This window comes from Blautia glucerasea, assembly GCF_013304385.1.
In the GTDB taxonomy this organism is placed as follows: Bacteria; Bacillota; Clostridia; order Lachnospirales; family Lachnospiraceae; genus Blautia_A; species Blautia_A ammoniilytica.
Map to the genome: position 1 here is coordinate 23769 of NZ_JAAITU010000028.1, position 14455 is coordinate 38223.

A 14455-nucleotide genomic window follows, 5' to 3' on the forward strand; every position below is an offset into this window, starting at 1 on the left:
TGTTACATGCTGCTGAACAACTGCCAGATCACAATGGTTCTTATCCTATTATTTCACAGGCTCTGCATACCGCTTCACGATCCCTTTCAGGATCTCCACCACCAGATCCATGCCCTCTACCGTAATATGCTCACAGGGACCATGGGCTGCATAGCCGCCGGTGCCAAGATTGGGGCAGGGAAGACCCATGTAAGACAGCCTTGCCCCGTCTGTGCCGCCACGGATGGGTACTGTTACAGGTGACAGACCTGCTTCCTGGGCTGCCAGCTTTGCATTCTCGATCAGGTGCATGCATGGCTCAATTTTTTCTTTCATGTTCCGGTACTGCTCCTTAATGGTCAATGTGACTGTACCTGCACCGTATTTTTCATTAAGAAGCTTTGCAATATGCTTCATGGTAGAAATCCTTGCTTCAAACAGATGGCTGTCATGGTCACGAATAATGTAAACCATACTTGCCTGTGCAATATCCCCGTTCAGGTCGCAAAGATGGTAAAAGCCTTCATACTCTTCTGTATACCTTGGTGTCTCCCCTGCAGGAAGCATATTATGAAATTCTACCGCTACCTGCACTGCATTCACCAGAGTATTTTTGCTGCTGCCAGGATGCACTGGAAAACCCTTGATCTGTACCTGGGCACCTGCAGCATTGAAGTTCTCGTATTCCAGTTCGTTTTCCACACCGCCATCTACGGTATAGGCAAAATCAGCGCCGAAATTCTCTATATCAAAACAATCAGCACCTCTGCCGATCTCTTCATCCGGAGTAAAACCAATGCAGATCTTTCCATGGGGGAAATCCTCATTCAGAAGGATCTCTGCCAGAGTCATGATCTCTGCGATCCCTGCCTTGTCATCTCCTCCAAGGAGCGTGGTGCCATCTGTGGTGATCAGTGTTCTGCCTTTCAGGGAAGAAAGGTGTGGAAAATCTGCCGGATCCAGAAAAAGTCCGCTATTTCCCAATGCTACCCTGCTGCCATCATAATTTTCGATGATCTGAGGATTCACACCTTCTCCGGAAAAATCCGGTGCTGTATCCATATGGGCAATAAACCCGATCCCTGGTGCATCCTCATAACCCTTTGTAGCAGGGATTTCACCATACACATAGCATTTGTCATCTATACGCACATTGCTGATCCCAAGCGCTTTCATTTCTTGTGCCAGCTCATTTCCCAGATCGAACTGTCTCTGAGTGGAAGGTATTGTCTCACTGCTATCATCACTTGTGGTATACACCCTGATATACTTCAAAAAACGCTCATATGCTCTCATAATTACTCTTCTCCCTGTTTTGTTTTATCAGCCTCTGCAGCATCATGCACTTCCTGTTTTGCTTCGCCGTCTGACTGTATTCCTTCTGATGTGTGCACAGCATCTGCCTGAGGCTCCTTTTCGCCTTCCGGCTGGATCTCTTCTGATGTATCCTGTGTGTAATCTGCCTGCATCATAGCACGTTCACGCAGGCTTTTCTTTGGTGCCGCCGGCTGGGCTGCTGCCTGTCTTCTTGCCTGCTGTCTTTTCTTCATATCCACTGCATAGACACGCTTAGGATCTTCCTTAGAAAGCTTCCGAAAGCCCCATGCTCCCCATAAAATAAACAGTGGGATCCCAATTGCTGTAAAAAGCATCCCCAGACTCATCAGCTTGGAGAAACAAAGAAAGACTTCCATCAAGGCCTCCACTACCAAAAGTACAAGAGCAATCCGGATCATCGTAGTCGCCTTGTCTACCCGGTTACTGTACCGTACACTGCTGATCCCGGCAAAAACCTCCACAACTGCCATAATCACAAACAATATACCAACCAGCCTGAGAAACGGAACCTGCATGTTTGTCTTTTCAAGAATCTCCACATATTCCTTGGTTCCTGCGGCTGCCTTAGAGGCGATCACCAGAAAATTGATCCCGTACAGCAAAGTCGATGTAATGGCTGTAAACAAAAGGAATCCACCGCCGAATAACAGGCACATCCTGCCGGTTGCAGCTTTCCGCACAGCCTTCTGCTGATCTAATACGTCCATATTCATTACCATCCTTTCTAGAGTTAAAGAAAGTATACCATGCCTCTTAATCCGGGTCAATGCGAAGCAAAAAAACAGGGACAGCCCTGCCACATTTCTGTGATAGAACTGCCCCTGTCAAAGGCTTACAAAGCAGATTTCCTACAAGAAAATTTACTCTGCTGTTTTTGATGTATAACCGAAGAAGAAGTATCCAAGTGGTGTGTAGTACATACCCTGAATGTTCTCTTTCAGCATGTATGGCTGTGTATAGAAATAAATCGGAGCAAGTACGCTGTCCTGACCGATCAGGATATCCTCAGCCTCATGGAATGCTTTCATACGATCTTCCTGTACGGAAGTAGCTTTTGCTTCATCAATCTTTGCATCGTAATCCGGGTTGGAATACTGAGCATCGTTGTTTCCGCCGCCAGTGTACCACATATCCAGGAAGGAGCAAGGATCATTGTAGTCTGCGATCCAGCCGTTACGGGCGATCTGGTAGTTACCCTGTTTTCTGTTCTCCAGGAATACGTTCCAGTCCTGATTGTTCAGTTTAACAGTAACGCCCAGCTGCTCCTGCCACATGTTCTGAAGAGCCTCACCGATCTTCTTGTGGTTGTCAGATGTGTTGTACAGATACTCAACAGTGGGGAAGCCTTCGCCGTTAGGATAACCAGCATCTGCAAGGATCTGGCGAGCCTCTTCACAGTTCTTCTCATAATCCTCATCTGCAACACTGTAGTAAGAACCACCTACTGTACGGAAATCATCATTTCCAGGGCCTGCTGCATCATATACACCGGATGGAACATATCCGTCAGCCGGAACCTCACCAGCCTGGGAAACATTCTCTACGATATAGTTACGATCGATTGCAAGAGAGAAAGCTTTACGGATGTTAGGATCTGAGAAAATCTCGTCTTCTGTGTTGAAGCATACATAGTATGTTCCAATATAATCAGCAATGTTAAGCTGTCCATCAGCAAGATATGTTGGAATCTCATCTACCGGCAGATTCTCGATGAAATCAAGCTCGCCATTGTTGTAGCCTTTCAGCATAGCATTGTTGTCATCAAGAAGTGCAAATTTGATGGTATCCGGTCCAAGATTCTCATAATCATAGTAGTTCTCGTTTTTCTCCATCAGGATGTAAGCATTGTGTGACCACTCTTTCATCTTGTATGGTCCATTGCTGACATAAGAATCTACATCATATGTCCAGTCATCATTTCCATCAACTTTATCCTGGCGAACAGGGAATGTTGCCGGGAATGCCATGATCTCCTCGAAATACGGGCAGTCATAGCTCAGATCGATCTGAAGTGTTTTGTCATCAATTGCTTTGATACCAAGTGTGTCAGGCTCTGCACTGCCATCAGCAATTGTATCATAGCCCTGTACCATATCGATCATGTAGCAGTAATCTGCTGCTGTCTCAGGATTTGCAAGACGCTGCCAGGAATATACAAAGTCACCTGCTGTTACGTCCTGTCCGTCTGACCATTTAATACCGTCACGAAGTGTCAGTGTATAAGTTACTGTACCATCATCGTTCGCTGTCTTCTCCCAGGATTCTGCCTGTCCAGGTGCAGTTACTGCATTTCCGTCGCCGTCATCCACCCATTTGACCAGACCTTCAAACATGTGATTACACATGATCGCACCATCTACTGCACTGTTTAATGCAGGGTCGATGGACATAGGCTCAGAAGCGATGCAAAGAGACAGATTATATCCGTCCTCAGATGCAGCAGCATCCTCAGCCATTACCGGTGTGGTAGCGGCCATGCCTACAACCATAGCTGCTGACAGGGCCAGAGACATAAATTTTCTTGCCTTTCTCATTACTTTTCCTCCTTTTTTCTTTTTTGTGCTGCATGAGAAACAACACATTTATTAAAGAGGGATCTCTCCCTACAATAACCTATTTGCAGGATTGCAAGAGCATAGCTGCATAGCAATCCATGGTATTCATCCTCTATACCTTATTTGTCCAGCATATGGCATGCAGCCCAGTGCCCCGGCTCATGCTCCCGGAATACAGGGGCTTCCACCTTACACTTTTCCGTAGCATATGGACATCTGGTATGGAAGCGGCATCCGCTTGGCGGATTCATTGGACTTGGCACGTCTCCCTCAAGAATGATCCTTTTCTTGGTACGGCTAAGCTTTGGATCCGGCACCGGCACTGCTGATAACAGTGTCTGTGTGTATGGATGGATGGGATGACGGTTCAGTTCATAGCTTTCACCCAGCTCTACCAGAGAGCCCAGGTACATAACACCGATCCTGTTGGAAATATGACGTACAACAGAAAGGTCATGGGCAATGAACAGATAAGTAAGTCCCATCTGCTGCTGCATGTCCTCCAGCATATTTACGATCTGAGACTGAATAGAAACATCCAGTGCGGAGATCGGCTCATCACATACGATAAACTCCGGCTTAACAGCCAGTGCACGGGCAATTCCCACACGCTGCTGCTGTCCGCCTGAAAACTCATGAGGATAACGGTTTGCATGCTCTGTATTTAATCCAACCTGTGCAAGCAGCTCCTTGATCATGTCTGCACGGTCTTTCTTATTTGCTGCAAGCTTATGGATATCGATTGCTTCCCCGATGATCTCTCCTACTGTCATACGGGGATCAAGAGATGCGGATGGATCCTGAAAAATGATCTGCATCTTTCTGCGGTAAGGCAGCATATTCACAGATTTGGCTTTGCCAAGAGGCTGTCCGTCCGGCCCAAGAGGATTATCATAAATCGCCTGTCCGTCATAAATGATCTTTCCGCCTGTAGGCTCATACAGTCTGAGGATGGTTCTTCCAAGAGTAGTTTTCCCACATCCGGACTCTCCTACCAGACCCAGTGTTTCTCCTTTTTTGATAAAAAGGGAAACGTCCTGTACAGCCTGCACCCCAGGACCTTTCACTCCCTTGATAGGAAAATATTTACGTAAATTTTGTATTTCAAGGAGTTTCTTATCTTCTGCCATTTTAATTCTCCTCCTTGTTCATCAGATCTTCTACACACAACCAGCATGCAGAACGGTGTTTGTCGCTGATTTCCACGTAAGGAGGCATTTTCTTCAGACAGATTTTCATACATTTCTCACAACGTGGTGCAAAAGGACATCCTTCCGGAGGATTCAGCATATCCACCGGTGTTCCCTCGATGGGGATCAGTCTCTCATAGCTCTGGGCATCCACACGTGGCATGGAACGGAGAAGTCCTTTGGTATATGGATGGGCAGGCTCATAGAAAATATCATCTACAGGCCCCTGCTCAACAATCTTTCCTGCATACATAACAGATACCTTATCACAGATATCTGCAACAACTCCCAGGTTATGGGTGATAAAAATAATACCCATGCCCGTCTTCTTCTGAAGGGATTTCATCAGATCCAGGATCTGCGCCTGAATGGTCACATCCAGGGCTGTGGTAGGTTCATCTGCGATCAGAAGCTGTGGATGACAGATCAGGCCCATGGCGATCATAACCCTCTGGCGCATACCTCCTGAAAACTCATGAGGATATTGATTCATACGCTTCTGTACATTGTTGATACCAACCATTTCCATCATTTCCATAGCTCTTTGTTCAGCTTCTTTCCTGCTGATCTTGCTGTCATGAGCACGCAGGGCCTCCACAAGCTGATTTCCTACTGTATAAACAGGATTCAGGCTTGTCATAGGGTTCTGGAAGATCATGGCGATTTTATTCCCACGATATTCCTGCATTTCTTTCTTTGTAAGGGCAAGCATGTCCTTTCCTTCAAAAGTAATGCTTCCGCCAACAACCTTACCTGGTGACTGAAGAAGACCAATAATGGAATAAGCCTCCTGGCTTTTTCCGGATCCGGACTCTCCAACCACTCCCATGACCTCACCATAATCCAGATCATAGGAAATGCCTCCTACTGCCTTAACCTCACCGGCTGGTGTAAAGAAGGAGACTTTCAGGTCTTTTACTTCCAATAATTTTTCTTTCTTTTCAGACATTGTTCTCCTCCTTTCTTATTTCTTCAGCTTAGGATCCAAAGCATCACGCAGGCCGTCACCAAACAGGTTGAAAGCAAGGATCATCACACTAAGGATCACAGAAGGCACGATCAGACGATAGGTATATGTATACATGCCGCCAAGGGCATCTGTTGCCATGGAACCAAGACTTGGAAGCGGTGCGGACACACCTACTCCAAGGTAGGACAAAAAGGATTCCAGGAAAATAGCAGATGGAATCTGCAGACAGGTGGTAACAACGATCTGCCCGATACAGTTGGGAAGAAGATGACGACGGATAATACGGCCGCCGGATGCTCCCAGTGCCCTTGCTGCTGTTACGTATTCCTGCTGCTTCAGCTGCAGTACCTGGCCACGGATAATACGGCTCATTGTTACCCAGTACAGCATACCGAAAGCGATAAACATGGAAATCAGGTTTGGTCCCAATACAGACACAAAGGACTTCATAGGACTGTTGCCTGCTGAATTTACATATTCTGTAAGGATTGGTTTCATAGCTGTGGCGATCAGAAGTACCACCAGCATCTCAGGTACTGCATAGATCAGTTCTACAATACGCTGCATCACAGCATCCACCTTGCCGCCGCAGTAGCCGGAAATTGCACCATAAACTGCACCGATCACCAGCACAAGAAGTGCTGCAAACACACCTACGGACATGGATACTCTGGCTCCGTACATAACACGTACCAGAATGTCACGGCCATACATGTCAGTTCCAAATACATGTGGAAAAACTTTTTCTCCGGAAGCCTTACGCTCCAGTTCTTTTTGGGAATAACCAAACAGATGCTTTTTGATGCCAAGTTCCTTACGGAGTGCATCCTGATCGATCTCTTCTTCACTGTCACTGCTTGCGGAGCTGCCTTTTTTAGCAGCAACCTTTGCCTGGGCACGGATCACAGCTTCGTCCTTTTTGGTGAATTCCTCCCCCTTGGCTTCAGCCTCTTCCTTAGCCTTGGCGATCATCTCATCTACATCAACCACATCTGTCTTTGTTCTTGAGGCGATCTCTGCATCCAGCTTCTGCTGGTCTTCCAGGGTATAGTGATAAGGATACAGGTTCTCTGCACCTTTGTTAAATTCGTCATAGCCATATGGAACCAGAACCGGCCCCAAAAAAGCAAATAAAAACAGCAAAACGATCACACCAAGGGCTACCATGGCTACCACATTCTTTTTCAGTCTGCGCCATGCATCCTTCCAGTAAGATACGCTTTTACGATCCTGAATAAAGTCATCCTTTTCTTCTTTTGATGCCTTTGAGAAATCCTCCGGGGAAAGATCGTTTAACAGATTCTCAATATCCGGCTGCATACTGACAGGACAGCGCTTCATTTTCTTCTTTTGTTCTGCCACGATCATTCTCCTCCTTTCGTAAGGCTGATCCTTGGGTCAGCTACTTTATAAAGAAGGTCTACCACAAGGTTCATCAAAATAATAAATGCTGCAAGGAAAATCGTTGTACCCATGATCACCGGATAATCACGGTTCTGGATGGACTGTACAAAATAACGTCCAAGTCCCGGAATGGAGAAAACGCTTTCCACTACAAAGCCGCCGCACAGGGTAAATGCTACCTGCGGCCCCAGATATGTAATAACCGGAATCAGGGCATTTCTAAGGGCATGTTTGAAAATGATCTTATTATTCTTAAGGCCCTTTGCCCTTGCCGTCTTGATATATTCCTGGCTGAATGAATCCAGCATGGCTGATCTGGTCTGTCTTGCAGTATAACACATAGGGTAAAATCCAAGTGCAAAGCAGGGAAGTACATATGCCCTCCATCCCTGGGAAGCATCAAAGATTGAAGGGAACAAGCTTAAAGCGTTTGTTCCTGTAAGTGTAACCAGAAGTACAGATGCTACAACAAAGCTGGGCATAGAGATGCCGAGAGTACATATAATACGCAGCACACTATCTGTAAATTTGCCTCGTTTAAAAGCAGCAAGACAGCCAATGGGTATACCTACCAGCACTGCCCAGCACAAAGCAATGGCTCCAACCTTTGCTGATACCGGGAACATCTCTGTGATAATACTAAGAACCGCACGGTTCTTCTGCATTTTCAGAGATACACCAAAATCACCATGAAGAATATTCTTAAGATACATATAAAGCTGAACGTAAACCGGTTTATCAAGACCGTATTTTGCATTCAGTGCCGCAAGAGTTGTTTCCGACGGCGTTTTCTCACTGAGCCAGGGACTTCCTGGCACAGCATTCATTAAAAGGAAGGTAAGACATGCCACCAGAAAGATGGTCAGTATTGCCATTCCAAGCCTTTTTACAAAATATTTGCCCATTTTTCCTCCTTGTTTTCTTTTCCCCTGACACACCATTCTTGCAAATAAAACAAAAAAAGTCTCCGAAAACTTCTTTTTTCAAAGACCAAATCAATTCCGTTCTACTTCATAAGTTCTCTACTATGTCTGTTAGGAAAGTATTGCTCTTTACTACGGATAGAACATCCATCCATAAAATATGCAGAAATTATAGCACCCTTTTTCGCTTTAATCAAGTAACTTTTCTCATTTCTACACTTTAGCACAAGAAAAGACAAGTGAAAGAACGCTGCAGTTATGGTATTTTCCTTGACATCCCGGTCAAAAACCTGCAAAATGATGATAAAAAGGATGGCTGCCACAAACAGGTGCAGCCAGAAGGAGTCGTGAATCTTGGTCAACTTTGATTATTACCGCATTTTCTATTTTGTCTGCCAGTACAAAAGCTTTACCAAAGCAGCAGAAATCCTGAATAATAATCAGCCCAACATTACCCGCTGCATGAATATCCTGGAGCGCGAACTGAACTGTAAGCTGTTCGTCCGTACTCACCGTGGAGTTTCCCTTACCCCTGAGGGCAAACGTCTGTATGAACATATTTCCGTAGCTTATGAGCAGATTTCCCTTGGCGAAAAGGAACTGGAAAAGGATCGTGGTCTGGAAAGCGGCCTGATTTCCATTGGTGCCAGTGAGACAGCCCTGCGTCTTCTGCTTTTAGATAAGCTGGAATCCTTTCACAAAAAATATCCTCATGTACGTCTACGGATTGCCAGTCACTCTACCCCGGAAGCTCTTACTGCCCTGGAAAACGGACTTGTGGATTTTGCAGTGGTTTCCAGCCCTGCCCACACAAAAAAACCTCTCCAGAAAACCCTCCTTGTATCTTTTAAGGAGATTCTTCTGGGAGGTCCTAAATTCGCCCAGGCAGCCAATACACCCCTGCACCTGCAGGATCTTCGGGATTATCCCTTTATTTCTCTTGGGGGACGGACTTCCACCAGGGAAACCTATATGGAGCTTTTCCTCCAACGGGGACTGCCTTTCCAGCCGGATATGGAAGCATCTGCCACTGACCAGATCCTGCCTATGATCATGCATAATCTTGGCATTGGTTTTTTCCCGGAAATACTTGCCCAGGATGCCCTGCGCCGTGGTCAGGTGATCCAGATCCCCCTGGCAGAAGAGATCCCAGCCAGGGATGTTTATCTGGTACGGGACAGCACGCGGCCCCAAAGTATTGCTGTACGCAAAATGATCGCCGCATTAAAAGAATGATCCTTCATGAAACAGATGTCCGCGCAATCATTGCCGCACAATCATCGCTGCATAATAATCACTGCATAAAAAATGATCCTGCAAAATGCAGGATCATCCTCCGATCTGGCAGTCCAGGCCACATACTGCATGGACTGCCTTTTTTAATGTTTCCATATGTTCTGCTGATGGGGGCAGAACCCCGTCCAGCAAATATTCACGACCAAGACCAGTGTATTTATCCTGTCCCAGCCTGTGGTAAGGCAGCAAATGAATCTTATCTACCCCCGGAAGAGTTGCTGCAAATCTGGCAATCCCCTGGATCTCTTCCACAGTATCATTAAACCCAGGGATCACAGGCACCCGTATCACCAGGCGGGTCATCCCGGAAAGCGCTGTTTTTCTTGCATTTTCCAGCATTCGTTCATTAGATCTTCCGGTAAAAGCCTTATGCTTTTCAAGATTGGTATGCTTGATATCCATCAGGTACAGATCCAGATAGGGCAGCACCATCTGGATATTCTCCCAGGGCATGCCTGCCATACTTTCTATAGCCGTATGGATCCCTCTTTCCTTTGCACCGCGAAGCAGATCCCTGGCAAACTCAGGCTGGCACAGGCATTCCCCTCCGGAAAGAGTCATCCCACCGCCTGAACGATAATAGTATGCCCGATCCTTTTCCACTACCTGAAGCATTTCTTCCACTGTCACATCCCTACCGATGATCTTCTCTTCCCCCTGCACGATCATCTTCTGAATGGCAAACTCCTGGGATTCCGGATTACAGCACCACCTGCACCGCAGGATGCACCCTTTCAGAAAAAGGATGGTACGGATCCCTGGTCCGTCATGAATGGAATATCTTTGTACATCAAAAATCCTGCCTGCTGTTTTCAAGTAATCCATTATGTTCTCCTGTTTCTCAGAATCCCTGCTCTGTCCTTCGTATAATATCATCCTGCAAAGATCTGGACAATGTGGTAAATAAAGCGCTGTATCCTGCCACACGCACCACCAGATGCTTATAATTCTCCGGGTGTGCCTGTGCGTCCAGAAGTGTTTCCCTGCTTACTACATTAAACTGCATGTGCATGCCCTTCTGGTCAAAGAAGGTACGGATCAATGCCACAAATTTCTCCAATCCCTCTCTTCCTGACAAGGCAGAGGGATGGAATTTCTGATTAAATAATGTACCATTGGATACAATGAAATGATCAAGTCTGGATACAGAAGTAGCTGCTGCTGTAGGACCGTTCACATCCTTGCCTGCAGATGGTGAAACTCCGTCAGCAACCGGTGTATGGGCATATCTGCCGTCCGGGGTAGCTCCTGTCTGTCCTCCCAGCGGAACATTGGCAGATACAGGATAAAGACCTGCATGGAAGCTGCCTCCTCTTGGGTTGCTATACTGTTGGATAGGCCTTGTATATGTATAAGCAACATCTCTTGCAAAATAATCCACTTCTGGAATATCATTTCCAAACTTAGGTACTTCCAGGATCTTGTTCCGGATCTCTTCGTACCGGCTGATCTTCTCCTTTGAAAGCTTCATGGAAAGCACAGACTGAACCACTGCTTCTGTCATCTTTTCATCAACCTGCCTGCCTGCATTTTCAGCTTCTTTCAGTATGCCCTGGGCAAGATCCTGTACAGACTGCTGATCCAAGCCTTTTCCGTAATTCCAGATCAGTGCCTCCTTTAATTCCCCAAGGGTAAATTGCTTCTCTTCAAATACCAGCTTCCTGATAGCATAAAGAGAATCTGCCATATTAGCGATCCCAAATCCCTGAGGGCCGGTAAAGTTATACACAGCTCCGCCTTCCTGGGTGGATTTGCCTTTCTTGATACAGTCATCGATCATACTGGATAAAAATGGCAGCGGGCATCTCTCCCCATGAGCCACATCAATTGCATTATCTGCATTCACCATCAAGGAAATACAGTAATCCATCTGTTGCTTATATGCATCATAAAAGTCTTCAAAGCTGTGCATCTCACTGATGTCCTTAGTAGGAACTCCCACCATCTCTCCCTTGTCCATACCCTGGGAGAAAACAAGCTCCAGCGGGCGGCACATATTAAAAAATGCAGCATCATGCCATCCTTCTGTCTTCCCCGCCTTCTGTGGCTCCACACATCCGATGATGTTATATTCCCTGGCATCTTCCAAAGTTAATCCCCGGTTCATCAGTGCCGGGATGATCACCTCATCATTATAATATGCAGGCAGACCGATTCCTGTCCTGGTAAGCTCTGCTGCCTTGATCAGAAGATCATGGGGCGAACCGTTCCATACCCGGATGGACAATGAGGGCTGAGGCAGGTTTACATGCATGGAGGCCTGAATACACATAAAAGACAGATCATTGGTCACATCCTCCCCATCTTTATTCTGACCTCCTACGATCAGATTCTGGAACAAACTGTATCCTGCAAATCCTTCCGCAGATACAGCATCTCTGCATTTATTCAGGTCATTCAGCTTCACCCAAATACAATCCATCAGCTCCTGGGCAGCTTCCCTGGTAATCTTTCCTGCTTCTACGTCCTTCTTATAATATGGATACATATACTGGTCAAATCTTCCAGGTGAAATAGAATGTCCGCTGGATTCGATCTGAATCAGAAGCTGTACAAACCAGAAAGACTGACAGGCCTGATAAAAGCTTTCTGCGCCTTTGGCAGGCACCCTGCTGCAGTTGTCAGCAATAGCCAGAAGCTCTTGCTTCCTGTCCGGATCCGTGCACTTTTCAGCCATCTGCTGTGCCAATTCGGCATACCTGGCAGCATAATCCATAGCAGCCTGACAGCTTATGATCACAGCCTCCAGAAAACGGGACTTTCTTGCATAGTCACCATCTCCCACATTGCACTGGGCCAGCTCTGCTTTTGCCTTTGCCATGATCCCCTCAAAGCCAATGTTCAGAACTTCCCAGTATTTAACAGTTACGTGTCCCACGCCATTATAAAAATAATTCCCTGGTGTAAAAATATTGTGTTCAATCCCCCGGATGGCTTCCGGTGCCATATAGGAAGTGGCAAGCTCACTGGTGGTCCTGCCCTTCCAATATTGATGGATCTGACGCAGTTCTTCCTTAGTCTCTTCTTTTATGAAAAATGGGTCTGCACTTCTGCCTGCAACCGTATCCAGTTCATCCTCCAGCCATTGATAAGAAAACTCCGGGAATGTCTGGCAGCTTCTGGGTGCAAGGGTGCTGCTTCCTACGATCAGTTCTTCCTCACGGATCACGATGGGAAGGTGATGCAGGATATGTGCAAATGCCTTTGCTCTTCTTTGAATGATCGGTTCTCCCTCAGTCTGCTGATAGGATTCTGTCAGAAGTCTGGCTCTTGCTGATTCGATCTTTGGCATCTCTGCATACAGATGTTCCACCAGTCTTGGAATCCTTGATGATTTTGGAATATCGCTTGTATTATATTTCTCCATGTTACTCCTCTCCCAAAGGGCAGCGCCTATGCTCCGCAATCACAGATGCTTTCCAAAGTCTTTTCGCTGCGGCAGGATACTCCCTCCCCACCTTATTTTCCTCTATTATATCGAATCATTCCGCAAATGTCAACAGAATCAACACATTATATCTGTTGTATTTTGTGGATTTATGTTGTTTTTGGTGTTTTTTTCATGTGAATTACATAAAAAAACTGTAACACAGGAAAATCCTATGCTACAGTTCTCATATTATAACCATTGTTATATTTTGATCCTAATCATTAGAAGCCTTAAACCGCTCAATAAACATCAGGAAAAAGCTTATCAGCAGAAGGCCGCTGCACACCCAGATCATTTTATATCCATAGGCAATACTCAGATTACCGCCTACTCCGGCGCCAAGGGCAAACAGGAAAATGATCCCGAAGTAATAACCTGCCTGTTCCAGCTTCTTAGGATCTTTGCGTCGCCAGTAAGCTGAAATGGCAGCTGTACCGCTTCGCAGATTACCGATACACATGGTACTTGCATAGGAATATCCGTGGATCTTCCGGAATGTTTGTACCTGCATGGCACAGGCAAAGGATACCAGTATGGTAGCCAGCATATTCATCGTAGATGGAACGAAGCCAACCAAAAACAGGATCACAATCTCTGCTGCCAGAATCCCCTGTCTCCAGTGAAGACGTCTGGCATTTTTAAATTTGCCCTGAATCTTCTCAGCAAAGAAAACTCCTAATGCAAAGGACAGTACCGGAAGCAGATACCGAAGGGCAATCCCCCAGTCACCGGCAAGCAGATGCTGACTAAGCAGCACCACATTTCCTGTCTGCGCATTTGAAAAGACTTCGTCTCTCACATTGTAGGTGTACGCATCCTGGAATCCTCCTGAAAGAGCCAGGAATGCACTGTTTACAAAAGCTTCGGACATCTGTACATCCGAAGCATCAGAAAACAGGTGATGATGTTCGTGGTGTTTTGTTTCCATGAAAAATATATCTCCATCCTCTTTTGTTTTACACAGCCTGTCCAATTCAAGTCGAGCAAAGGCTGTTTAGCTATTAGTTCATATAATACCTGCCTTCTGTCAAAATGTAAAATGTATCGTTCATATTATTGTCATATAAAAAATATATAGTTACTGATCACACCATTCACAGTAACTATATATCTCACATTTTACACTATGAAGTTAATTCAGAACACCTTAATGGCAGCCACTGCAATGCCCACAGTCACCGCCACATCCTTTACCATTCTTTTTATCCTTGATCATACTGCGAACGATCAGGCCTACAATCACAACCAATACAGCGCCTACGATCACTGTTCCCATGGAAATTCCTCCTTTTCCTGAACAGACACTTAAAAGTCTGACTTATGTTTCTTCCGTTAGTATATACTAACAAAAGTAATATGTCAATATCTGT

Annotated in this window: 12 protein-coding genes; 1 reads left to right on the forward strand and 11 read right to left on the reverse strand. The window is 45.9% G+C overall.

The window, feature by feature from the left end; translation table 11 throughout:
• Window positions 1–48: 48 nt before the first annotated feature.
• The 7 genes from pepT to G5B11_RS11560 all read right to left on the reverse strand — a co-directional run bounded on the left by pepT (window position 49) and on the right by G5B11_RS11560 (window position 8341).
• Entirely contained in the window at window positions 49–1275 is a 1227-nt protein-coding gene (gene pepT / locus G5B11_RS11530; protein ID WP_173728263.1) for a peptidase T, read from the reverse strand.
• A 2-nt stretch (window positions 1276–1277) separates the two neighbouring features.
• Window positions 1278–2024 (reverse strand): hypothetical protein, encoded by a 747-nt coding sequence (locus G5B11_RS11535; protein WP_173728264.1) that lies wholly within the window; start codon window positions 2022–2024, stop codon window positions 1278–1280.
• Between the two features lie 153 nt (window positions 2025–2177).
• Entirely contained in the window at window positions 2178–3851 is a 1674-nt protein-coding gene (locus tag G5B11_RS11540) for a peptide ABC transporter substrate-binding protein (RefSeq protein WP_173728266.1), read from the reverse strand.
• Window positions 3852–3991: 140 nt separating this feature from the next.
• Window positions 3992–5002, reverse strand: coding sequence for an ABC transporter ATP-binding protein (locus G5B11_RS11545; RefSeq protein ID WP_173728267.1), 1011 nt, complete (start codon window positions 5000–5002; stop codon window positions 3992–3994).
• Window position 5003: 1 nt separating this feature from the next.
• The gene (locus tag G5B11_RS11550) at window positions 5004–6011 is read right to left on the reverse strand and encodes an ABC transporter ATP-binding protein (protein ID WP_173728269.1); all 1008 of its coding nucleotides are present in this window, start codon (window positions 6009–6011) and stop codon (window positions 5004–5006) included.
• A gap of 15 nt (window positions 6012–6026) precedes the next feature.
• Window positions 6027–7394, reverse strand: coding sequence for an ABC transporter permease (locus tag G5B11_RS11555; RefSeq protein WP_294525001.1), 1368 nt, complete (start codon window positions 7392–7394; stop codon window positions 6027–6029).
• Between the two features lie 2 nt (window positions 7395–7396).
• Window positions 7397–8341, reverse strand: a complete 945-nt coding sequence (locus G5B11_RS11560) for an ABC transporter permease (protein WP_173728272.1) — start codon at window positions 8339–8341, stop codon at window positions 7397–7399.
• Between the two features lie 372 nt (window positions 8342–8713).
• Here G5B11_RS11560 and G5B11_RS11565 point away from each other — a divergent pair, with 372 nt between their 5' ends.
• On the forward strand, window positions 8714–9595 hold the full coding sequence (locus tag G5B11_RS11565; protein ID WP_173728274.1) for a LysR family transcriptional regulator: 882 nt from the start codon (window positions 8714–8716) through the stop codon (window positions 9593–9595).
• Window positions 9596–9688: 93 nt separating this feature from the next.
• On the opposite strand, the gene G5B11_RS11570 is transcribed toward G5B11_RS11565, so the two are convergent.
• The 4 genes from G5B11_RS11570 to G5B11_RS11585 all read right to left on the reverse strand — a co-directional run bounded on the left by G5B11_RS11570 (window position 9689) and on the right by G5B11_RS11585 (window position 14361).
• Window positions 9689–10480, reverse strand: a complete 792-nt coding sequence (locus G5B11_RS11570) for a glycyl-radical enzyme activating protein (RefSeq protein ID WP_173728275.1) — start codon at window positions 10478–10480, stop codon at window positions 9689–9691.
• Window positions 10481–10496: 16 nt separating this feature from the next.
• The gene (locus tag G5B11_RS11575; protein ID WP_173728277.1) at window positions 10497–13022 is read right to left on the reverse strand and encodes a glycyl radical protein; all 2526 of its coding nucleotides are present in this window, start codon (window positions 13020–13022) and stop codon (window positions 10497–10499) included.
• Between the two features lie 277 nt (window positions 13023–13299).
• Complete coding sequence (locus G5B11_RS11580) at window positions 13300–14013, reverse strand: YoaK family protein (RefSeq protein ID WP_244092993.1); 714 nt, start codon at window positions 14011–14013, stop codon at window positions 13300–13302.
• Window positions 14014–14232: 219 nt separating this feature from the next.
• A complete protein-coding gene (locus tag G5B11_RS11585) occupies window positions 14233–14361 on the reverse strand; it encodes a FeoB-associated Cys-rich membrane protein (protein ID WP_158421804.1) in 129 nt (42 codons plus the stop codon).
• Window positions 14362–14455: the final 94 nt, after the last annotated feature.